Here is a 23,981-nt window from a genome sequence, read left to right as displayed (position 1 = left end):
TAGTACAAACGACATGCAGATACATTTAGCTAACCCACGAGGCTTTTGTGCAGGAGTCGACAGAGCCATTACTATTGTTGAGCGTGCTCTTGAGATGTTTGCGCCACCAATTTATGTTCGACATGAAGTGGTACATAACAAGTTTGTGGTAGACGGACTGAAAAAACGTGGTGCAAGATTTGTCGATGAGTTAAGTGAAGTCCCTGACGACAGCATCGTGATTTTTTCTGCCCATGGCGTCTCTCAGGCAGTGCGCAGTGAGGCCCAAGCACGCGGATTGAAAGTCTTTGATGCAACTTGTCCGTTAGTGACTAAAGTGCATATGGAAGTGATGCGTGCCAGTAAAAAAGGCACCGAATGCATTTTGATTGGGCACCAGGGCCATCCTGAGGTTGAAGGAACCATGGGCCAGTATGACAATAAGGAAGGGGGAATCTACCTTGTTGAGTCAGTTCAGGATGTCAACAATCTTCAGGTTAAAAACGATAAAAATCTTTATTACTGCAGTCAAACCACACTGTCAGTGGATGACACTGCAGAGGTGATTGATGCGTTACGTGAGAAGTTCTCAGCAATCGAAGGCCCACGTAAAGATGACATTTGTTATGCGACACAGAATAGACAAGATGCTGTCAGAGAGCTTGCGGCAGACTGTGATGTGCTTTTAGTTGTAGGTGCGCAGAATAGTTCAAATTCTAACCGCCTCAAAGAGTTAGCTGACAAGATAGGCGCACAAGCTCACCTCATTGCATCGGCTGATTGCATCCAAAAGGAATGGTTGGAAAATGCGAATAATATCGGTGTGACAGCAGGAGCATCCGCGCCAGAAGTTTTAGTGCAAGCAGTTGTCGACAGACTCATTGAATGGGGTGCACATAAGGCAACTGAACGTCCTGGCCGAGAAGAGAACATAGAGTTTGCTGTGCCAAAAGAACTTCGGATCAAAGAAGTCAGTTAAAGGTATCGCTGCCAATACAATCAAGTGCATGACTTTTTGAGTCAGCACTTGAGTATTTCAGTGGCTCAAGCCAAGTAATTGAAAAGCCTCGGTAAAAATTCTACCTCATATAAATATATCAATGTAAATCCGCTTAAATCTCTCAAAAATATACCTAAGCGATCTCCTAGATAACCAATTCCTACGCTAAATAAGCTACATTTACTTACGTAACGAACACGTTTTTGCAATTTGCCATGTTAATCCTTGAGTCACTCTCAAGAAGTTGAGGTAGATTCAGATAACAGTTTAGGTTTGGTCGTTCAGGAGTAATAGTGATAATTAGCAATCGACATCAACATATACCCATTGCACAACGCGGTGTTGGGATGATTGAAGTTTTAGTGACCCTGTTTATTCTGTCTGTCGGCATATTAGGTGTTGCTTCGTTGCAGTTTGTCAGTTCTTTTTCCAATTCTGATGCGCTAAATCGCTCACAATCAGTAATGGTTGCTCAACAACTCAGTGAGCGCTTACGTGCAAGTGCCCGTCTTTCTCTTATTGGTGATGGTCTGGTAGTAGATCCAGAATATTTCAATCCTGACCTATATAATTTCGGAAATCTTACCTGCGCTACATCTGCGACCGACTACAATTGTTTTTGTTTGGCGCGTCCGGCTGCTATCCCTGATTGTAATGGTGGACAGTGCTCGGCGGCGGAGTTTGCCGCATATGATGCATATGAGGCCTCCTGCTCAGCCGTATCAACCAACCCTACAGTAGAATTAAACCTGAGCTGTGACGACAACAACTTACTCGATGCCGAAACCTGCAGTACGGGTTCAAGAGTCAGCATTATTCTAAGTTGGCCGGTTGAGAATTGGCAGAATATCGATCGTGCACTCAACGCGGAATGTAACGTTGCCAAAGCGGATCCGCATGATTGTGTGCGTTTGGACGTTGTATTATGAGCATTCATCAACGTCAAAAAGGCTTTACGCTGGTTGAAATCATGATTTCCCTTGCATTAGGCTTGTTGATATCTGGGGCAATCATTCAGGTTCTAGTGAGCAATAGTTTGACTGAAAGGCTAAATCGCTCCATTGCTTCTACACAAGAAAGTGGTCGATTTATTATCACGCGACTGCGTAATGAACTGATAATGGCTGGTCGATACGATTTGCTTTCCCCTGATTTAAACCGCGACGTAGACGTTGTATCAGAAGGCGCATATGTGCGTAATCATCCCGTTATCTTGCCTGGAGAGTTTGGCGCATTTGCCGATGTCGGTTCAGTGCAAGGCGCTGCCGGTGCCAATGACAAAGTTGCTATTAGCCTTCAAGGGCTCCAGGATTGCCGAGGCTTGAAGCTAGGTTATTTAGATGCAGAAGAGTTTTTCATCGTAAATGAATACTATGTTGAAAACCGCACATTAAAATGTCGAGGATTTGATGGCCGAGTGTTGCAAGGACAAAAGGTAGCAGTTGGTCATAATGGCCACGCCGCCGTGACGTTGCTGGACGATGTAGAAAGTTTTCAAGTTCTATATGGATACACCAATAATTTAGTTACCGGTGACAATTCGGCACGGCCCGTAGGTTATGTCACGGCAAATGAACTTCCTGGTATTTTTGCCAATGACGGTCAAGTGGTTGCGATCCGCTTAGCCGTTTTGCTTAAAGGCGATTCAGAAGTTCCCATCAACAACGTGCCTAGCTTTAAGTTACTCAACGAGACTGCCGTGTCACCGACTCAGAAGCGCTTTTATAAGCAGTTTGAAACAACGATCACATTGCGTAATGTGAAGAATTTTATGCGAAGTAGAAAAGTATGAAACAGCAAGGTTTAGTAATGGTTTTTGCACTGCTAGTGTTGATGAGTTTGACAGTACTGGGGGTTGCGTCGGTATCAAGCAGTCTCATGCAAAATAAAATGGCAGTGTCTATGGAACGGCAGTCCTTAGCCTTCGATGCTGCTGAGGCTGCTATCGCTGGCGTGGTTTTTGAGTCTGAAGATGAGGTCTTATTGACCGACCCGAATAAAACTGACCCACTTTCCGAAGCCCGCCAGGGTGCAGTGATAAATTTAGCCGCTGACGATCTGAGTTGCTTCAATAATGTCGATTGGACTAACAGAGCGGTGACCGCGGCAAATGGCCTACAAACCAATGTTGAACACACTGCGGTGGGTTTGTATAACGACAATCCAGCGATAAGCAGTTGGTCGCGCACGGCATTTGTTGAGGAAAGAGCCTGTATTGGCTCGAGTAATGTTATCGGCGGTAGCAATATTAGCTGCCATGTATTTGTTATTAAAGGTTGTGGCCGCTTGGAAGGATCCAAGTTCGCTGTCGCAAACACACTTAGTGCGTCTGTCTTTGCGCCAGCGTCTCAATAGCGAGGTTGTATTATGTCTATTAAAAAAGCGCTGCATGGAGTTGCATCTTTCACCCTATCATCAATGATTGCATTTTCAGCATTCGGCGATGATCTTGAAATATATCTTGGCACCTCTGAAGCGGCGGTCGAATATAATCCGAATGTCTTGTTTATCATGGATACCTCAGGAAGTATGGGGGGCAAAGACGGTACCGAAGAAACACGGATGCTGAGGGTCCAAAACGCCCTAAAGGAAACACTAAACAGCGTGACTAATATCAATGCCGGTCTGATGCGTTTTTCTGATTTTGGTGGTCCTGTTTTATTCCCTGTCCAGGGTATTGATACGCCCGTTATCCCCGAGATAATCACACCTATTGTGAGTGGAAAGGATGATGCTTATGAAATATCAAGCCTCGTCGACACCGACTCAAATACCATTAAAATTTCTAGTGGAACTGAGACCGTGTACAGCGGTTTTCGATATCAAAGCATCAACATTCCTCGTGGTGCGACGATAACAAATGCACATATGAGGTTTACCTCATCGCAACTTAACACCGCTGTGACTTCAATCAATATACGCGCTGAGTTGACCGGAGACGCAACGGAGTTTGCCTCTACAAACTTTAATATTTCTAATCGCACTCGTACAGCAAACGAGGTCAATTGGGACCTTGATAATGATTGGCCTCTTTCCAACGACATGGTCAGATCTCCATCAATTATCTCTGTGATCCAAGAAGTTGTGGATCAGGCATCGTGGTGTGGTAAAAACTCGATAAATATTATTATTGAGACCAGCAGCATAGACGGTTCTAGTGACCGAAGAGCAAAAGCATTTGAAGATGGAACTGGATCATCGCCACAACTAGTCATTGGTTACGATGATGCCACGGCAACAGGCTGTGTAAAGGGCGATCAAACTTACCAGGTTGCTTCTCAGCGAGATAATGCTGAAGAGCGAAATGACGGCTACCAATCAACGGGAAGTGAGCTTACTTTCAACCCATCAAGCAATCGCTATATCGGTATTCGTTTCAGAAACCTAGCGCTGCCACAAAATGCAACAATTTCAAATGCTTATATCATTTTTACAGCTTATCAAAATCGAACTGCTGCAGGATCTTCATTTGTACTGCGTGGTGTAAACGAAGCGGATCCACGAAATTTCCGTAATTATACGCGTTACTTGCTACGAGATAAGCCCAAAACAGCAGCATCTGTGACATGGAATAACATACCTGCCTGGTACCGAAACACTACATACCAGTCGCCTTCTGTGGCCCCTATTGTACAAGAGCTAGTCAATCGAGGGGATTGGAAGAGTGGTAATGATATGATGTTTGTGGTGTCCGATATGGTCGGAAATCGCGGTGCTTACACTTATCAAGGGAAACCTTCAGGTGCTCCAGTTCTTGTCGTTGAATTTGAAGGAGAGGCGACTCCTGGAACGACTTCTACGGTAAGGCAGCATTTGATCAGTAAGGTTGACGAACTGACAGCCAATGGCTACACCCCTATTGTTGATACATTGCTGGAAGCGACTAATTATTATGGTGGGCGTGATGTCGATTACGGACTTGCACGTGGCACAAATGCCGTATCTTCTTCAGTAAGACGCAGTACTCGAGTGAGCCATCGTCAATCTTATCTAGGTGGTAATTCAGTTTTACCCAATGGCTGTAGTGAAGAAAACCTTAATGACTCAGATTGTGTGGGTGAATACATTCCAGCGGGGGCGACTTATATATCACCGATACTTGATCAACAGTGCCAAACAAATAATCACATAGTGCTTTTGTCCGATGGACAGGCCAACAATAACCACAGCGTAGGGAAAATCGAAACTTTACTTGGTAAATCATGCAGCGGCAGTGGTGGCGAAAAATGTGGTGTTGACTTGGTCTCAAATATTGGTGATTTGGGTGACTCAGTCATTGATTCTCGCATTATTACTCATACCATAGGTTTTGCTACTAATGCAGCCGCCAGTGCCTTTCTAAATCAACTTGCACTTAACGGTGGTGGTGGTTTTTATGAAGCGAACAACACTGCTGATTTGGTTACAGCGTTCTCTTCGATTCTGAAGACTGTTAAAGACGTCAACACAACCTTTGTATCGCCGGGGGTTGCCGTAAACCAGTTGAACCGTCTTACACACAACGATGAATTGTACTTCGCATTGTTCAAACCATCCGAAGGGGCGATCTGGCCAGGGAATGTGAAACGCTATCGAATTGACGGCGACAAAATACTGGATAAAAACGATTTGCCTGCTGTGGATTCGGGTACAGGGTTCTTTTCCGAAAACTCTCACAGTTATTGGTCGGTAACAAGTGATGGAAATGACGTACGAGAAGGTGGTGCTGCAAGCAGAATGACGCTTAGCCGCAATATGTATGTATTTGATAGCAATGGCACAATTATGAATGAAAGCAATCGTTTATCAGAGGGTAATACCTCGATAACGACTTCAGATTTGGCTATCGATGCACTGCCAGATAAAGAGGCATTGAGAACGACAGTATTGAAGTGGGCTCGAGGGGTTGATGTTCGAGATGATGATGGCGATGGCAATACTGATGATGTGCGCCTAACCATGGGTGACCCGATCCACTCTCAACCCATTATTGTTAATTACTCTTTGACTGAAAGTGCAATATTGGTCGCCACAAACCATGGTTTGTTACATTCATTCAATCCGGAAACCGGTGCTGAGAATTGGGCGATTATGCCTAAGGAATTACTGGCAAACCAATACGATCTCTATCGAGATGGCGCGACCTTTAACCATATATATGGTCTCGACGGTGACATGGTTTTACGTACAGATGGAAACAATAAGTATTTGTATGTTGGTATGCGTCGCGGCGGTGACAATTACTATGCCTTTGATATTACTAATAAAAACTCGCCTACTTTGAAGTTTAAAATTGATGGTGGCAGTACCGGCTTTGAAAAAATGGGACAAAGTTGGTCACGTCCAACAGTCACGAAAGTAAATATTGGTGGAGCCAGTAAAGATGTCCTCATTTTTGCAGGTGGCTACGATGAACAGCAAGACAACAAAGAAACGCGAAGTGCCGATTCAATGGGCAATGCTGTGTATATTGTAGATGCAGATAATGGCAGCCTGTTATGGACAGCCAGTAATTCTGATGCCGATCTCATTCTGTCTGACATGGAATACAGTATTCCTGCTCGAGTATCGGTAATCGACCGTGAGGGTGATGGCTATGCTGATCACATGTATGTTGCTGACATGGGCGGCCAGTTGTTCAGACTAGATATTCACAACGGCGAATCTACTGCGAACTTAGTAACAGGTGGTGTTTTAGCAAGCTTTGGCGGCAATGCAGCGGTTGATAACAGACGTTTCTTTTACGGCCCGGATGTGTCAGAAATTAATTTGGGTGAGGAGCACTATTACGCGGTTGCCTTAGGATCAGGTTATCGAGCTCGTCCACTTAACAGTGTTATCCAAGATCATTTTTACATGATCAAAGATGATGGCGTTTTTAATCTAGATGTTAATGGCAATTACACCATGCCTGCGGTTCCTCTGACCCTTGCAAACATGTTTGATGCCACATCACACAGCTTAACCTCTTCGGATAACACTGAAAGGGAAATCGCGAACACGACCTTTGCTGAAAAACAAGGGTGGTATTTGCAACTGGGCGCTGGTGGTGAAAAAGTATTGGCCTCGCCATTGATCATTGATTATCAATTGTTCTTTACAACCTATTTGCCAGCAAGTGCTAACAACAGTCTTTGTGCGCCGCCTTCGGGCAATAGTCGCGCCTATCTTGTTAATTTGGTAAATGCCAATGCCGTTACAGATTTAGACTATGATGGTGACTTAGAAAACGAAGATCGCTATGCACAGCTTCGTCAAACAGGTATAGCACCAGAAACAAAAATTCTAATTGAGGATATCATCAAGCCAGTTGTATGCCTGGGAACTGAATGTACCTCAGCAGTTATTGACCTGGATCCAAATGGTGATCCCTTGCCTTGTGGAACGGCGTTTGAGTGCCTAGCGGAAAACATCTATGGTCGCTTCGAACGCGTACAGAAGAGCAGTTGGAAAACTGAAATAGAACGACAATAGATAATTATTAAGGTTAGGTATTTTCAATGAAACACGGTCTTAAAAAACACAATGGATTCACTTTAATTGAGTTGATGATTGTTATCGCGATTGTTGGCATTATTACCAGCATTGCCTATCCGAGTTATCAGGGATTCGTAAAAAGTAGTAATCGCGGTAGTGCTCAGGCTGACCTCATGGCATTAGCCGCAGCGATGGAACGTCACAAGGCGGCAAACTATACATACAATGGTGCTGCGGAAGCTGCAGCCAATACAGGAAAGCCTGCAGTGTTTCATGCGCACTCACCTTCAGGAGAGCCGGTCGCCAATAAAAAATACGACCTGACAATTGATAGTGTCACAGCATCTGGAAACGGCTATGTCATTATTGCTACACCCGCTAGTGGAACGGCGCAGATTGACGATGGCAAGTTGTACTTTTACAGTGATGGACGAAAGGCATGGGACAAAGACAACAGTAACACACTAGCAAGTTCTGAATACTGCTGGGGATGTTAATTAACCCCAATCACGGCACTTACCTACAAAAAGCCAGTATCGAAATGATTTTAGCTTCTATGTTATTGGTTACATGCCAGTTAGTCGACTTACTTCTAACTGGCATTTTGCTGTTTGAGTTATAGATTTGATATCTAAACCTTTAACAGCAATTTGTTTAAGGCACTGAAACGCCAGAGGGAGAGCTTTCAGCAGGAGCATCTCGTCGCCATTTTTCTAATTCTGCTACCCGACGCGTCAATGCGCCATTCACTTGATCTAAGGCCACCAAGCGAGATTGAATATCACCAATCTGTCGGGCACTGCCATTGCCACTTTCACGGGTTTCAGCAATCAATGTCGCTAGCTGAGATAATTCAACTGATTGCTGGGTTAGCTGCTCTTGAATCACAGCAAGGTTGGTTGATAGGGTCGAGGACTCTGTCTCTACTACACTGATCTTGTTATTCGTTTCTCTGACACTCTTGTTAAGTCTTTCGTTGAGTTGTGCGAGTTCTGCTTGGTTCTTACGCCAAGCAGAAGCCCAAAGTTTATCCATCTGTGACCACAGCTCATCGGTTTTATCCGTTAGCTCTGACACCGTCACTCTCAAGGCGCCAGCAGATTGGTCCATTTCTTCACCGGTTGCTGATAATCGTCTTTCTAGTTCGGCCACCCGTCCAACCGCATTGGTCAATTCAGCATCGCTAATACGCTTTTGTTCATACAACCAATATGACGCGCCGCAGGCCCCAAGAGCAATAACTAACGTTAGGGCCAGCCATAATCCAGAAACACCTGATTTACTTGTATTGGAGTCTTCTGGCTCGACAGGGGTTTTGCTTTGACTTGCCCGCTGTTTTTGGAATGCAGCTCGGTCATCATTATCCAAAACTATGTTCGGGAGGTCGGGGTCAATTCGCTCTTTTACCATTTCAGGTTTTCCAGCCTTATTTACTAATGAATTAATTTAGATCGGTAGTAAAGCCGATGGTAGCGTTTTTTCAGGTGTGATGCTATTAAAGCTGATATTTGGCAGAGCTTTGCGATGAAATTCTGTTTTTGATCCCCTGACTTTTCTTGTTAGGGGATCAAGGTTACGAAATTGATTATTTCCTTGAGGCGGACAGGCGCAGAACTGATAAACCTTTACCAAGCAATATCAAGCCAATAGGTTCGGGAATGGATCCTTATATGGCAAGGCTCCAACTGGCAGATTGACGCGAAAACGTATACCACTTAGCGCATCACCTCCAGCAGTATGTGTGGGTCCATGCCAGTAGAGATAGGTTTGATTAATAGTTCCACAGGTTCCCGCTAGGGTGATGTCACCGCATCCGTTCTCTCTAAGACCAGCAACCTTCCCATCTGCAACATGGGTGTCTCGTTGAGTTTTAAACGAGCTGATTAGATTTGCTGTAGCCATCTGACTGACAAAAAAAAGCCAGTCAGGTTGCCTGACTGGCCTTATCGTATTTTGTGTATTAAAGTTTTAACTAAACTAGGCTGCTGAAGCTTGTTCAGTGACTTCTGGTTCGTTGATGTCAATCAATTCCAGGTCGAATGTATATTCGTCAACACGTACCGCGAGTTTACGTTTTTCGTTATAGTCCAAAACTAAACTTTTCTCTTCTTGAGTCAATAAATTTTGTTCTACAAGTTTGTTGACAACATTTTCAAAATCTAACGCTGGCACAACTGGGTTAGTGCGCAGGGTTTTCTGGATTTTCTTCAACAATGGCATGACCGCGTGCTTAGCATTAAATGCCTGTTCGTTAATGTCATTACCATCACCCGGTGACACTTTCACCAAATGGCTTAGTTGGCGTTTGATGCTTGACTGTTTCATCGACGCTTCTGATAGTTCACGGATCAAGTCGTCAGAAATACCTGGAACAGACGATGTGTAAGTATTGGTTAACAACCTCATCAAGCCACGAGTAGCGGTATTTGGGAAGTTGTTTACAAAATCAACCAATGCTTTTTCACCTTGTTGCAAACACCATTGGATTGCATATTCAAAATAAGGCAAAGCTTCGGCTCGATTTTCAACTTTTTGCTCATAGAAGCGGATGACGGCCATAGCTGCATAACTATAACTCATAATGTCACCCAAGCGAGCAGACAATAGTTCCGCTTTTTTCAAATCGCCGCCTAATACAAGCAAGGAAAGATCGGCCAGAGGCGCCATTTTCGCTGAAAGTGCGTTGAGGCGTTTCTCATACTTTTTGACTTCAGGCATAGCTGAACCCGCTTTACGCGCAAAGGGCACATAGCTGTTGAGCATAGATCTGAAGGAATTGGCAACACTAAATTTAACTGTCTTACCTAACACTTTGTTAAACTCTGCGTCTGCTGAGCTTTCTTCACTGTGAATTAGCTCAACCATTTCTTTCAAGTATGGGTGACAACGCATCGCGCCTTGACCAAAAATCATCAAGCTACGAGTCAATATATTTGCACCTTCCACAGTGATCGCAATAGGTAACGCAGAATAGCCGTTAGCAAGCGTATTTTGTGGGCCACGTTGAATCGCCTTGCCGGCTTGCACATCCATAGCAGAATTAAGGACATCACGGCCCAGCTCTGTCATGTGATATTTTGCCATCGCAGTGACAACAGATGGTTTAAGACCTAATCCCAATCCTTCTGTTGTTAGTACGCGCATTGCTTCTAGCACGAAGGTTTTGCCTGCGATATCAGCTAGATTGTCTTGAATTCCTTCGAAACGTCCAATCGGCACACCAAACTGCTCACGAACGAATGAATATTCGGCCGTTGATTTGAATGCTGATTGCGCTGAAGCAACCCCCATTGCTGGTAAAGAGATACCGCGACCTGCACCTAAACAACTAACTAGCATTTGCCAGCCTCGGCCTATGTTCTTTTGTCCACCAATGATGAAATCCATTGGGATAAAAACATTTTCTCCACGAGTCGTACCGTTATAAAAACGTACGCCCATCGGATCGTGTCTATTACCTAGCTCTACACCTGGGTGAGATTTCGGGATCAACGCACAGGTAATACCAAGCTCAAGGGTGTCGCCAAGCAATTGTTCCGGGTCAAACACTTTAAATGCTAAGCCAAGCACTGTAGCGATTGGCGCTAAAGTAATATAACGCTTGTCCCAACTTACGCTCAGGCCTACAACTTCTTCACCTTCCCACATGCCTTTAGTCACAATCGCTGCATCAGGGATTGCGCCGGCATCTGATCCAGCTTCTGGGCTAGTCAATGCAAAACAAGGTATGTCTTGACCGATGCTTAGTTTAGGCAACCAATAATTTTGTTGCTCTTCGGTTCCGTAATGCATAAGCAATTCGCCTGGACCTAAAGAGTTCGGAACCATTACAGTCACCGCAACAGCCCCGCTTTTCGCGGCAATTGTCGCCACAATTGTCGAGTTAGCATATGGACTGAATTCAAGACCGCCGAATTTCTTAGGGATAATCAACGAGAAAAACTTATTCACTTTCAAAAACGTAAGAATGTCGTCAGGAATATGAACACCGTTTTGCAATTCGAAGTCATCGATCATGTGAAGGAGTTCACTGACAGGACCGTCAAGAAACGCTTGTTCGTCTGCACTTAGCTTTGCAGCAGGGATATCTCTGAGAGCCTGCATGTCAGGCTTACCTTGATAAACCGAAGATTCGATCCACACGTCACCTGCGTCTAACGCTTCTTGCTCGGTGATAGAAATCGGTGGCAATACTTTTTTCAGTTTCGTTCTAATACTCATAATTAACACATCCGCTCATCTGACCAGTTGCTATTTATACTACCTTCTTTTTAATAAAGATCAAAGTAATCCGATGGTATTGTTAAGAATATGTATGTATAAATTCTGATAAGTTGTTAATTTTTATCATTTAAAACAATGAGATATTAAGTTGCTTGGGGTATACTGATCGCTCAAAAAATAATCGAAAATTCTGGTTTTACGGCATAAATTGCGAAAAAATCACCGTCAGTGCCGTTGTATTTGATAAGGGCGTGTCTACCATAAAGGTAAACATGCCCCAATGACTAACTATAATTGAGGCCAACTAGACTTGGTTTGAGTATTGGTAATCCGTATTGTTTTTTCATCTATCCACGCTTTTGCTAACATCATGAGATGAAAAACACTAGTTAGTGACAATTCAAGTTAAAGTACATGGCTTCGAAATAGAGAGAATCTTCACATTGAAAAAAAATCGGTTAAACAGTGACGCTTTGATGTTCACAACTTGGAGAGCGCAATGAAGCATATTTGGCTGAACACTATTCTATACAAACCTTGGTTAAGTATATTTTTGTCATTGTGTTTTGTTGTTCTCGCTGCAATAGGTGCTAAACATCTTGCCTTCAATGGCGACTATAAGGTGTACTTTGAAGAGGATAATCCGCAAAGACTAGCATTCGAAAATATGCAGGCAGTGTTCAGTAAAAATGAAGCCGCCAATATTCTTGTCGCCCCGAAGCAGGGAAACGTTTTTAATCCTAGAACATTAAAATTGGTAGCAGATTTAACTGAGCAGGCTTGGCAGGCGCCACTATCAAGTCGCATTGACTCAATTGCAAATTTTCAACATACCTGGTCAGAAGAAGATGACATGATTGTTGAGACATTAATTCTCGATGCAACCAACATTGACGAAAGTGTTGTTGAACGTGTCAAAGAAGTTTCGTTGCAGGAGCCTAATTTACTCAATCGATTCGTCGATCCTTTGGGTAAAGTCACGTTAATTTCAATTACTGTTAATTTGCCCGATGGTGACAAGACCGAAGCCAGCGCAAAAATTGTTAATTTCATCAGAAATTTAACCGAGAGATACGAAACCCAGTACCCAGATCATGTGTTTTATCACACTGGCATCGTGTTTATGAATGCGGCGTTTGAGTCAGAAGCGAAGAATGATGCAGCGACTCTGGTACCTGGTATGTTTTTGGTCATAATAATTGTTTTGTGGATTTTATTGCGTTCGTTTTTAGGGACGGTTTCAACGCTACTTGTGGTAATTACTTCTATTACTGCAACTATGGGGATTGCTGGATGGCTAGGGTTTGCATTGACTACGGCCACAGTCAATGTTCCAACGTTAGTTATGACACTTGCTGTAGCCGACTGTGTCCATGTAATCGCGTCAATGTTATATGAATTGAAAAAAGGTGAAACCAAATTAAAAGCGATTGAAACCAGTATGTTGCTTAATGTGAAACCCATTTTTATTACCAGCGCAACAACGTCAATTGGTTTTATCACCCTTAATTTTTCCAATGTACCTGCTTTGGCCGATTTGGGCACACTTACTGCTATTGGTGTGATGATCGCCTGTATTTTGTCTATTACTTTTTTACCGTCTTTGTTGACCCTTCTACCGATCAAAGCTCCTGCAGTTCAAGATGCGAATAACGATCGGTTTGTGCAACTAGGCGAGTGGGTTATTGCCCATCATAAAAAAATCCTGCCATTTTCATTGCTGCTTGCCATTGCTGCAGTTAGTGCTTCGTTGCTAAATAAAATTAATGATATTCCAGTTGAATATTTTGATGAAACAGCAGAGTTTAAACAGGCCGCTGATTTTCAAAACGAGACCTTGGGTGGCATGTCGAGTGTTGATTTTGCGATTTTCACCGATGTCGAATCCGGGATCAATAATCCGCAGGTACTGACTAAGATCCACAACTTTAGTGGTTGGTTGAAAGAGCAACCTGAGGTTGACCATGTGTCGAGTTTGACCGATACATTTCTGCGTTTGAATAAGAATATGCATGGTGACGACCCTAGCTACTATAGACTTCCCGACAATCAGGAACTCGCTGCTCAATTTTTACTTCTGTACGAGATGTCTCTGCCTTACAACTTGGATTTAAATAATCAGCTCAACATAGACAAATCTGGTACGCGAATTACTGCGACTATTCAAAATTTGGGCAGCAAAGAAGTTACCGCATTTGAAGATCGCGCATATCAATGGATGCAAGATAATGCCCCAGAACTCACCCTTACTGCAGGTAGTCAAAATTTGATGTTTGCTCATATTGGCGAAGCCAATATGAATAGCCTGCTGCGCGGGACAGTGTTAGCACTGGTTTTAATCAGCGTGATTTTAGTGCTGGCACTTCGTTCCTGGAAAATGGGCGCGGTGAGTTTGATCCCCAATTTATTACCTGCGGGTATCGGTTTTGGGATCTGGGGTCTTTACTCCGGAGAAATAAACATGGGATTGTCCGTGGTATTAAGTATGGCATTGGGAATAATTGTTGATGATACGGTGCATTTTTTGAGTAAGTATCAACATGCTCGATTACAAGGTAAAATGACTCAAGACGCCGTTCGATACGCGTTTGGAAGCGTTGGTAGAGCACTTTGGATAACCACAGTGGTGCTAACTTTGGGGTTTGCAGTTCTCACCTTGTCTAACTTTGCACTAAACTCTGACATGGGGTTACTGACTGGAATTATTATTGTTGTCGCTTTGGCAGTCGATTTTCTCTTCTTACCAGCTTTCCTTTTAATTTTTGACAAGCAAGAACCAAATGAGGATCCACATCATGAGCTCAAGCAAAGCACTTCTCCCGCTAACTAGTGGTCTGGCAACGCTCTTAACGCTGATTTTTGTCAGCTTTGCCGTCCAGGCACAGGACTCTGGACAACGTGGATTAGATATCGCTATTGAAAGAAAGCAACGGGATGTTGGTTGGCAAGACACTGTGGCCGATATGACTATGGTACTGCGTAATTCTCAGGGGCAACAATCAGAACGGAAAATGCGCACCAAGGCTCTTGAAATTCTAGATGATGGAGACAAAACGTTGACTATTTTTGATGAGCCTCGAGATGTAAAAGGCACGGCGTTTCTGAACTTTTCTCATGCTAAGGTGCCAGATGAGCAGTGGATTTTCTTACCTGCTTTAAAGCGTGTTAAACGCATTTCTTCACGAAACAAATCAGGCCCTTTCATGGGCAGCGAGTTCGCTTATGAGGATATGACTACATTTGAAATCGAAAAATTTGCGTTTCAATATGTTGGTGATGATGTTTTTCGTGACAGAGACATGTATATTGTCGAGCAATACCCAGCGGATGAGTTTTCTGGTTACACTCGACAAAAAGTATGGATTGATAAAGAGCGTTACATTCCATATAAAATTGAGTTTTATGACAGAAAAAACAGTTTGTTAAAAGTCTTGGAGTTCAGTGAGTACAAGCTCTATTTGGGCAAATACTGGCGTTCACTTCGGGCAGAAATGTTTAACGAACAAAACGGTAAAAGCACAGAGCTGATCACTCATTCAATAGAATTCAAGACCGGATTAGAGGACGGCGACTTTGACAAAAATAGTCTCAAAAGGGCGAGATAAATGTGGTGCATTTATAGCACTGGCTACTATGTGCTTAGTGCCCAGCGCGTTAAATGCCAGGGAAGTTGACGTAAGCGGAACTGCAGCTATCGAACAACGTTACTTTTTGCAAGACGCTCTATACCCGGAGCAAGAAAGAGCTAATGTTTCAGTTTTTGCGCAGGTCGAGATTTATACTGAGTTTAATGATGGCAATGACAGTATTCTGTTTAAACCTTTCTACCGTCAGGACCAAAATGATTCAGATCGGTCTCACGGTGATATTCGAGAACTCATATGGTTGCATGTCGGCGATGATTGGGAGTTGCGAACGGGCATCGGTAAAGTCTTTTGGGGTCAAACTGAATCACTGCACTTAGTTGATATCATTAATCAGACAGACAATATTGAAGCGATTGATGGAGAAGACAAGTTAGGGCAACCTATGGTCAACCTGAATCTAATCAGAGATTGGGGGACTACATCGTTTTTCTTCATGCCTTATTTTCGAGAGAGAACCTTCGCGGGTCTTGAAGGGCGACCACGGTTTGAACTCGATATTGATACCGACCGGCCGATTTATGAGTCGAGTGACGAAGAAAAAAATATCGATTGGGCCGTTCGTTGGAATCACTATTTTGGCGACTGGGAAGTGGGAGTATCCTACTTCGATGGCACGTCAAGAGAGCCTATTTTAACGCCACTGATAGAAGAAGAATCTGCTGTGTTGCAACCCTTTTACCCGCAGCTTAAACAGGTTGGTGTTGATATACTCGCGGTGAAAGGCGCATGGTTGTTTAAATTTGAAGGGATTTCAAGACGCACTTCCGTTGAAGACTATACCGCAGCGGTGGGTGGTTTCGAATATACGAACGTAGGCGTTTTTAACAGTAGTTTTGATTTGGGGTGGCTGGTGGAATATCAGTTTGATGACCGTGACAATCTGTTGTTAGTGCCGTCGCAAAATGATCTCATGCTAGGTTCTCGTATTGTGTTTAACGATGTCGATGGCACAGAGATTTTGTTTGGCGTAATTCAAGATCTAGATGAATCATCAAGTCGTGCAGGGTTTATCGAAGCCTCTAGTCGAATTAACGATAATTGGAAATGGAGTTTTGATGCCTGGTTGTTTTCCAGTGATGAGCCGATGGAACCTGTTTATCAATTCAGACGCGATGATTTTGTAGAGCTGAGCTTAGAATACTATTTCTGAGTTAACCCACTGTGCGCTCTTACCACGCTGATTCGACACGATCTGCTGTTTATTAGATAAATGTAGTTAACCCCAACCTTGAATAAGCAATGCCTGTGAGCACCGCTATTTATCCGCCTCTCTGCTTCGCTCATTATGCGTTTAGAGCAGCGAGACAACATAATTCTCGCCTTGATTACGCCCATTTACTTTCTCGCTGGGCCAATATACTCAGATGCTATGACAATATTGTCGATAAACATGTCGAAGTTTTTATTTGGTTTAGCAACGCCACCAAAATAATAATTGAGCCAAACTTTTTCTATTTTCAATTGGTCAGTATCGCGAAAATGCATGTTGTTGCGATTGTAAATTCTTTTCCCATCGATCCATACGGTCAATACCCCGTCCTTTTGACCTGGAGTATTGAGTTTTAGATATTGTTCAATCGCGTACCAGCGACCTGGTTGTTGAGTAGAAAGTTCGTGTCCCCAGGGGATTGATTTGCCATATTTATTTTTCGTATCAACTTCATAAATATAACTACCTATTGGCATACGACCGCCCCAGGTTTGATTTTTCGAGCCGACAGTTTGAAAAAACGCGCCCCTGGCCGACCAGCCGTTCTTGCCGTTATTGGCTCGTCCACCCCAACCCGCTTTGTTGTATGTTCCACCAAAACCTGGCAGCTTTCCACCGCCACTGGCGTACGCCCCTGACCCTAATAAAGAATAATATCTGAAGTACGCTTCTTCCGGCTCGCCGCCGGTTTGGCTTGCAAAATAGTAGTCTAGGTTTCCTGCCAGGTTTTTACTGGTGCGAAATGGCATTTTGACAGATTTACCTTGTTGTCCACTAAAATGTCCTATTTTGCTGTGTTCGACATAAATTAACTCGCCCGTATTTTGCCAAACAGGCTCGGTTAGTCCCACTGACGTTTTGACCTTGCTAAGCCACCCGTGTTGATCAAAATCGTCAAAATGGTAAACGCTCGGATGTTCGTTGATGCCTTTATCTAAGATATAACCACTGGCTAGGCCATCCTGTTCTATTTCAATTGGCTTTTGCGTGTAATTAATTTGCGCAATTTCTAACTTCGATTTTCCATACTGACGATTTGTTGTCGTGAGCATTAGTCTGAGGTTCTTTACTTTTGCGAGCTCCACACTGGCGGGAAAGACAAATCTCAGTAATGAAATATTGCCCCGACCGGCTTTTATAAAAGGTTTCGATGAAAGCGGTTTGCGCCCTTTATTGACAATATAGGTATCTATCTGAGCGACCAAAAGACGTTTGTTTGTCTCATATTCGTAAGTCAATTGTGGCGCTTTGTAGGCATTTTTTTCCTTGCTTAAAAAGTCTGCAACGCCTTTGTCTCCTGTCGCCCCTTCTATCAGTAAAATAATTTCATTATTGATTAAAATGGATTCAAGTGGGATATAAATGGCGCGTTCCTTGTCGATATCTGCAACATCAAACGTGGCAATTCTTTTTGCGTTTTGCTTAGCCAACGTTTTGTATTGACCTGTGGGCCAAAAAACCTGCGCCTGTGAGCTTGCATAGTAATAGGTAGCACTATTATCAAATAGTTGCGTACTTGCGTAAACGGGGGAGGCCATTACTAGGATTGCGTTGATGATTAAAAGCCTGAAAAAAAACTGATCCATGAATTTCCAAAAAGAATCTAAATGCAAGATGCGGAGACCATAACATTCTATGTTGTTTGATTGTATCAATTCCACTAAATACATGACTACTCAGCGAGAGTTTTATGGCTCCTAATTGATGGGCTTGATATTAAATGTTAGTGCTTGGGAATAGCCGCTGTTGATGCCTCTGACGAGGCAAACAACAAAAGTGCTAGTTTTATATATCGGCTTACAGCAGGATCTCCACAACATGAGGATGGCCTAGAAAATCCTGAGGACTCGCTGTAGGGCCATAGGCACCAGATTGAAATACCACCAACCAGTCACCGATTTGAGGATCTGTTAACAGCATTTTATCGGCTAGGGTATCTAGAGGTGTACAAAGCGGCCCAACAGCGGTTACTGCAGTGGCATCTTTTTCTATTCCCATTTTGTTTCCGATAGCGACAGGGTAGTTCTTACGAATGACCTGTCCAAAATTACCCGAATTAGACAAATGATGATGTAACCCACCATTGGTCATCAAGTAGGTATGTCCTCTAGATTGCTTTTTGTCAGTGATTCTGCTTGCATAAATGCCTGCTTCGGCGACTAAAAAACGCCCCAATTCGATGATCAATTCAAGTTCAGCCAATATCGGATAATCGCTTAATAACCGTTGAAGATTCTCTCCAATGGGGGCTAAATCTAAGCGCTTTTCACCGGCAAAATAAGGAATGCCAAAACCGCCACCAATATTCACAGTGAGCGTTTTGACAGGCACAACATCGATCAGTCGTTTTGCGAGGTCAAAGGTTTTGTTGTGGGCATCTATGATCGCTTCTTCTTTGAGATTTTGTGAGCCCCAATAAATATGAAAACCGCGAAAACTGAATGTCTGATAATCAAGATTTGGCAAAATTTCGAGTAATCGTTCTTCATCAATACCAAATTGTTTGGGCCCTCCACCCATTTTCATTCCAGAGGCTTTGAGTTCAAATGCAGGATTAACTCGAAAAGCGACTATGGGTAAAATACCAATTTGCTGACCAATATCAATGGCTCGCTGAAGCTCCAGTTCAGACTCAACATGAAGGGTGACACCGGCAGTAATAGCCGCTCGAATTTCTGCGATTTGTTTGCTTGGTCCGGCAAAACTGATGTCGTTTACGGGCATTCCAGATTGCACTGCTAGTAACATCTCTTTTTGAGAGGCAACGTCAAAGCCTTCGACCCAGTCTCGCATTGCATTGACTAAAGGCGGGTAAGGATTTGCCTTTATTGCATAATGTAATTTAATTTCTTGAGGAATAGCCTGATGGAACAAATCAATTTGTTGTTTTACGATGTTTTTGTCATAAGCATAAAACACCGATTTGTCGAGCATGTCTTCGATATGATTGAGTGTTTTACCGCCAACTAGGAGGTCATTTTTTTCAACTGCAAACTGGTCCATCGTTGCATGAATAGGTACCGGCTTAGACATTTTGATATTTTTCCTTCATCTCTTTGTTCAACAGGCTTCGATCAACTTTCCCGTTTGGATTGCGGGGAAGAGACAGTCTGAATTCCACATGCTTTGGGTGCATAAAGTTAGGCATGGCTTTTTTACACTTCGCTAAAATTGCCTTTTCATCGACTTCTACTTCATCTTTGGCGACCAGCAATAAGACGATTGCTTGACCTAATTCGAGATCTTGAATACCCGTAGCAACTGCTTCTGCGATCTCTTCAGCTCCCTGATAACAGGCTTCTTCAACTTCCATTGGGCTCACTCGATACCCGGAGGTTTTGATCATTTCATCTTTGCGGCCTACGAAATACAAAAAACCATCTTTGTCACGCTTAACCGTATCGCCAGACCAGACAGCCATTTCTTGCAATACTAGGCCACCAAGTTGAGCTGGCACGGGTTTAAAACGCTCTGCCGTTTTAGCTGGATCGTTCCAATAGCCGAGGCTGACATGTGGGCCACGGTGAACGAGTTCGCCCGGTTCGTCCGCGTCGCATTCTGAACCGTCTTCGCGGACAACCATAACTTCCGCGTTAGGAATAGCTTTACCCATAGACCCATGCCTTTGGTCCACATGATCAGGGTGCAGATAGGTACTCCTGAATGCTTCAGTCAATCCATACATTAAATAAGGTGATGCATTGGTGAAGGTTGCTCTGATTTTTCCCAGCGTCACTTTAGGCATTGCGCCACCTGAGTTGGTAAAATAGCGGAGCTGCTGTGTGGCACTTTCAGGCCATTTTGCTTTCATCAATTGTTGCCACAAAGGCGGCACAGCAGCCAGACCTGTCACTTGATGCTTTTCGATGGTCTTTACCACATCGCCCGCCAAAAAATAATCCATTAATACAACACTCGCACCACGAAGAAATGCGGTGGTCACCTGACTTAGTCCATAGTCAAAACTAAGCGGTAAAAGTGCCAAGAGAACGTCGTCTTGATCATTCTCAAGATACTCTGCAACACTCATGGCGCCAGCGACCAAATTTCGGTGGGATAGAACCACACCTTTGGGTTTCCCCGTGCTTCCCGAAGTATACAAAATAGCAGCCATGTCATTATCTGCCCGGTGGATCGGCGCATAGGGCAAGGTTTGTAATGCACCCCATAACTGCACATTTACCGAACCAACATCGAAAGTGGGCAATTTGTCGATAACAATGATATGTTCCAGCGCTGGACACTTGTCCAGAATCGGAAGCAGCGCTTTCACTCTGTCGCTGCTAGTAACCAGTACCTTTACATCACAATCATTAAGAATATGTTGAACTTGTGGTGCTTTTAATACTGAATTTACTGGAACAAAAACGCCATTTGCTCTGCTGGTGGCGAACATCGCAACGATCGTTTCGGGCAGTTTGGGAAGAAAAACAGCGACTCTATCATGTCGGTTTAATCCCAATTGCGTGAGACCCTTTGCGATTTGAGCGACTTGCTGCTCAAGTTCATCATAGGTTAGCTGCGTATTTTTATATATTAATGCACGTCGTTGTGCATGATGTTTGGCTGAGTGAGAAACCAACTCGTCAAAAAATGTCACCATTTTTCTTACTTATCTCTTGTTTATGGGTTGCAAGTGTTTCTTATTACTTTAAATAATGGAACAATAAGCGCGCTGATGGTAGGAGTTTATTCTTACCAAATAAAAAAAGATAATGATACAGGTAGTGAGAGTATGAATACAGCGGCGTCTGTCAAAGAAATTTTAATTGATGTTTTACAGTTATCCAGCGACTCTGAATTTGCAGAAGATACTGCTTTACTAGGCGCTATCCCTGAGTTTGATTCAATGGCAGTGGTTACCGTGTTGACTGCATTTGAAGATACTTTTGGCTTCGAAGTAGATGACGATGAGATTTCTGCGGATATTTTCGAGACCTTCGGCGCGCTATGTGATTTTGTTGAACAAAAGGTTTAAAAACATAAATCATGAAATATAAAAAGGTAATGCTGGTATTCGGTACACGACCGGAAGCGATAAAGATGGCACCTCTTGCCGTAGAATTAAACCAACATCCAGATCTTGACGTGAAAGTGTGTGTTACCGCACAACATCGGCAAATGTTGGACCAAGTGTTGGCACTATTCGACATAACACCAGATTACGATTTGGATTTAATGCAGCCAGGTCAAGACCTCTACGACATTACAACCAGGGCATTGCTCGGTTTACGTGACGTATTTAGCCAGGAAAACCCTGACTTAGTGCTCGTGCATGGTGATACAACCACCACGTTTGCTGCTTCCCTCGCAGCTTTCTACCAACGTATTGCGGTAGGGCATGTAGAAGCAGGGCTGCGTACGGGGGATATCTACAGCCCTTGGCCAGAAGAGATTAACCGAAAACTTACCGGTTCTCTGACACGTTTACATTTTGCCCCTACAGCAAAAGCACAGCAGAACTTGCTTCAAGAGAATGTTGACCCCAATGCTGTGGTTGTGACAGGCAATACTGTGATCGATGCGCTAATACAAGTTGAGAAAAAAGTGACCACCGATGAAACACTCAAACTGTCATTGCAAGAAAAGTTTTCTTTCCTTGATCCGGATAAGAAACTTATTCTTGTTACGGGTCACAGACGAGAGAGTTTTGGTGATGGATTCGAGAATATATGTCGCGCGTTACATACTTTAGCGTTGCGACCGGATGTACAAGTTTTGTACCCAGTGCATTTGAATCCAAATGTGCAGGAGCCGGTAAATCGCCTACTAGCTGGTATTGAAAGTGTGTTTTTGATAGAGCCTCAAGACTATTTACCCTTCGTCTATTTGATGAGCCGAGCACACATCATTCTTACCGATTCTGGTGGTGTGCAAGAAGAAGCGCCGTCATTAGGTAAACCAGTGCTTGTCATGCGCGATACAACAGAGAGGCCCGAAGCTGTAGAGGCGGGAACAGTGAAATTAGTAGGCACAAATTACGATGCGATTGTTGAGCAAGCGAGTTCGTTGCTCGACAATGAACAAGCTTATCAGGCGATGTCTTTTGCTCATAATCCTTATGGTGATGGAAAAGCCTGTGAACGAATTGTCGAAGCAATCAAACTATAATAAGAGAATAAAATGGCATTCAAGAAAGTTTCAGTTATTGGTCTAGGCTATATAGGTTTACCCACTGCCGCAGTTATTGCATCTCGTGGTGTTGAAGTTCTTGGCATCGATGTTTCAGAAAAAGCCGTTGAAACCATAAATCAGGGTAAAGTTCACATTGTCGAGCCGGATCTCGATATGGTGGTGCAAGCTGCGGTAACAATGGGAAAGCTGCGCGCTTCACTGTCTCCAGAACCAGCAGATGCCTTTATGATTGCCGTTCCCACCCCTTTTAAAGAAGGCAAAGAGCCTGATTTAAGCTATATACAAAAAGCCGCTCAAGCGATTGCGCCAGTACTGGAAAAAGGCAACCTGATTATTCTTGAATCAACGTCTCCAGTAGGTGCAACTGAAAAGTTAACTGGGTGGCTTCAAGAGCTCAGACCTGACCTACACTTTCCTGGACACGGCGCCCAAGACGTGGATATGTTTGTGGCCCATTGTCCTGAGAGAGTACTGCCAGGCAGAGTTCTCGAAGAATTAGTCTCTAACGATAGAATAATTGGCGGCATGTCGACGGCATGCAGCGAAAAGGCAGTTGAGCTGTATAAAATGTTTGTTAGAGGGGACTGTATTGCAACAAGTGCAAGAACAGCTGAAATGGCTAAGTTAACGGAAAACAGTTTTAGAGACGTCAATATTGCATTTGCCAACGAGCTATCAATCATCTGCGATGAATTGAAAATTAATGTATGGGAATTAATCGCGCTTGCCAACCGGCACCCACGGGTTAACATACTGACACCGGGACCAGGTGTAGGTGGTCACTGTATTGCAGTCGATCCGTGGTTTATCGTTGATTCCGCACCTGAGTCTGCGCGGATGATACGCACCGCTAGGGAAGTAAATGATGGTAAGCCTCAATTTGTAATTGATAAAGTTGCCAAAGCTGCAGATGAATTTAAGCGTCCAGTGATAGCCTGCTTGGGCTTGGCATTTAAACCAGATATTGATGATTTAAGAGAAAGTCCTGCGTTGGATATAACCCAACGTTTAGCGAATTTGAAAATCGGCAGAATATTGGCTGTAGAGCCCAATATAAATCAACTACCAGATAAACTTTCGGACACAGACATCGAGTTGGTGGATTTGGATACCGCTCTTGGACAAGCGAATATCGTGGTTGTGCTGGTAAATCATCTGCAGTTTAAAGGACTAGACAAGTCGCATTTCAATACCAAAGTGTTAATTGATTCGACTGGCTTGGTAACTTGGTCCACGTAATAATAGAGTGATAAGTTAAAGAATGACGCAGTCAGGCTGAATGGTCTCTCGGATTTAGAGGCTTTTTCAAAAACCAATTCAATGAAACTCA

The 23,981-nt window shown here is 43.5% G+C and carries 18 protein-coding genes; 12 read left to right on the top strand and 6 right to left on the bottom strand.

The genetic code is table 11. The features are described from left to right. The first annotated feature begins 13 nt into the window (after positions 1-13). From ispH to FM019_RS19590, 6 genes are all read left to right on the top strand, one after another. Positions 14-958: a 4-hydroxy-3-methylbut-2-enyl diphosphate reductase gene (ispH, locus tag FM019_RS19615; RefSeq protein ID WP_143837770.1), complete on the top strand. Its 945-nt coding sequence runs from the start codon at positions 14-16 to the stop codon at positions 956-958. A 368-nt stretch (positions 959-1,326) separates the two neighbouring features. After that, positions 1,327-1,908, top strand: coding sequence for a pilus assembly protein PilV (locus tag FM019_RS19610; RefSeq protein WP_143837818.1), 582 nt, complete (start codon positions 1,327-1,329; stop codon positions 1,906-1,908). Continuing rightward, complete coding sequence (locus FM019_RS19605; protein WP_143837769.1) at positions 1,905-2,771, top strand: PilW family protein; 867 nt, start codon at positions 1,905-1,907, stop codon at positions 2,769-2,771. Before FM019_RS19610 ends, FM019_RS19605 begins: the two co-directional genes overlap by 4 nt. Continuing rightward, positions 2,768-3,334, top strand: a complete 567-nt coding sequence (locus tag FM019_RS19600) for a PilX N-terminal domain-containing pilus assembly protein (RefSeq protein ID WP_143837768.1) — start codon at positions 2,768-2,770, stop codon at positions 3,332-3,334. The genes FM019_RS19605 and FM019_RS19600 overlap by 4 nt, the downstream gene beginning before the upstream one ends. A gap of 12 nt (positions 3,335-3,346) precedes the next feature. After that, a complete protein-coding gene (locus FM019_RS19595; protein ID WP_143837767.1) occupies positions 3,347-7,432 on the top strand; it encodes a PilC/PilY family type IV pilus protein in 4,086 nt (1,361 codons plus the stop codon). Positions 7,433-7,458: 26 nt separating this feature from the next. Then, the gene (locus FM019_RS19590) at positions 7,459-7,932 is read left to right on the top strand and encodes a type IV pilin protein (RefSeq protein ID WP_143837766.1); all 474 of its coding nucleotides are present in this window, start codon (positions 7,459-7,461) and stop codon (positions 7,930-7,932) included. 157 nt (positions 7,933-8,089) lie between these two features. Here the strand turns inward: FM019_RS19590 and FM019_RS19585 are convergent, their stop codons facing one another. From FM019_RS19585 to FM019_RS19575, 3 genes are all read right to left on the bottom strand, one after another. Then, on the bottom strand, positions 8,090-8,845 hold the full coding sequence (locus FM019_RS19585; protein ID WP_143837765.1) for a hypothetical protein: 756 nt from the start codon (positions 8,843-8,845) through the stop codon (positions 8,090-8,092). Between the two features lie 228 nt (positions 8,846-9,073). Then, a complete protein-coding gene (locus tag FM019_RS19580) occupies positions 9,074-9,337 on the bottom strand; it encodes a hypothetical protein (RefSeq protein ID WP_143837764.1) in 264 nt (87 codons plus the stop codon). Positions 9,338-9,412: 75 nt separating this feature from the next. After that, positions 9,413-11,656, bottom strand: coding sequence for an acyl-CoA dehydrogenase (locus tag FM019_RS19575; protein ID WP_143837763.1), 2,244 nt, complete (start codon positions 11,654-11,656; stop codon positions 9,413-9,415). 502 nt (positions 11,657-12,158) lie between these two features. Here FM019_RS19575 and FM019_RS19570 point away from each other — a divergent pair. The 3 genes from FM019_RS19570 to FM019_RS19560 are packed head-to-tail and all read left to right on the top strand — an operon-like array spanning position 12,159 to position 16,456. Next, positions 12,159-14,489 (top strand): efflux RND transporter permease subunit, encoded by a 2,331-nt coding sequence (locus tag FM019_RS19570; protein WP_143837762.1) that lies wholly within the window; start codon positions 12,159-12,161, stop codon positions 14,487-14,489. Continuing rightward, complete coding sequence (locus tag FM019_RS19565; RefSeq protein WP_221934400.1) at positions 14,455-15,264, top strand: outer membrane lipoprotein-sorting protein; 810 nt, start codon at positions 14,455-14,457, stop codon at positions 15,262-15,264. Before FM019_RS19570 ends, FM019_RS19565 begins: the two co-directional genes overlap by 35 nt. Beyond that, entirely contained in the window at positions 15,233-16,456 is a 1,224-nt protein-coding gene (locus FM019_RS19560; RefSeq protein ID WP_260681681.1) for a hypothetical protein, read from the top strand. Before FM019_RS19565 ends, FM019_RS19560 begins: the two co-directional genes overlap by 32 nt. A gap of 185 nt (positions 16,457-16,641) precedes the next feature. On the opposite strand, the gene FM019_RS19555 is transcribed toward FM019_RS19560, so the two are convergent. The 3 genes from FM019_RS19555 to FM019_RS19545 all read right to left on the bottom strand — a co-directional run bounded on the left by FM019_RS19555 (position 16,642) and on the right by FM019_RS19545 (position 21,119). Next, positions 16,642-18,102 carry a polysaccharide lyase gene (locus FM019_RS19555; protein ID WP_143837760.1) on the bottom strand — a complete coding sequence of 487 codons (1,461 nt, stop codon included), beginning with the start codon at positions 18,100-18,102 and terminating at the stop codon, positions 16,642-16,644. 211 nt (positions 18,103-18,313) lie between these two features. Further along, positions 18,314-19,549 (bottom strand): pyridoxal-dependent decarboxylase, exosortase A system-associated, encoded by a 1,236-nt coding sequence (locus FM019_RS19550; RefSeq protein ID WP_143837759.1) that lies wholly within the window; start codon positions 19,547-19,549, stop codon positions 18,314-18,316. Beyond that, the gene (locus tag FM019_RS19545) at positions 19,542-21,119 is read right to left on the bottom strand and encodes an acyl-CoA ligase (AMP-forming), exosortase A system-associated (RefSeq protein WP_143837758.1); all 1,578 of its coding nucleotides are present in this window, start codon (positions 21,117-21,119) and stop codon (positions 19,542-19,544) included. The genes FM019_RS19550 and FM019_RS19545 overlap by 8 nt, the downstream gene beginning before the upstream one ends. Before the next feature lie 132 nt (positions 21,120-21,251). Between FM019_RS19545 and FM019_RS19540 the strand changes: the two genes are divergently transcribed. From FM019_RS19540 to wecC, 3 genes are read left to right on the top strand one after another with little or no spacing between them, the layout of a single operon-like run. Beyond that, positions 21,252-21,494 (top strand): acyl carrier protein, encoded by a 243-nt coding sequence (locus FM019_RS19540; RefSeq protein WP_143837757.1) that lies wholly within the window; start codon positions 21,252-21,254, stop codon positions 21,492-21,494. 11 nt (positions 21,495-21,505) lie between these two features. Continuing rightward, positions 21,506-22,627, top strand: a complete 1,122-nt coding sequence (wecB, locus tag FM019_RS19535) for a non-hydrolyzing UDP-N-acetylglucosamine 2-epimerase (RefSeq protein WP_143837756.1) — start codon at positions 21,506-21,508, stop codon at positions 22,625-22,627. A 12-nt stretch (positions 22,628-22,639) separates the two neighbouring features. Continuing rightward, positions 22,640-23,890, top strand: a complete 1,251-nt coding sequence (gene wecC / locus FM019_RS19530) for a UDP-N-acetyl-D-mannosamine dehydrogenase (RefSeq protein ID WP_143837755.1) — start codon at positions 22,640-22,642, stop codon at positions 23,888-23,890. Positions 23,891-23,981: the final 91 nt, after the last annotated feature.

The organism is Aliiglaciecola sp. M165 (assembly GCF_007197995.1).
GTDB lineage: Bacteria > Pseudomonadota > Gammaproteobacteria > Enterobacterales > Alteromonadaceae > Aliiglaciecola.
The sequence above is the reverse complement of the archived record's forward strand: the minus strand, read 5'-3'. Positions and strand labels throughout refer to the sequence as shown.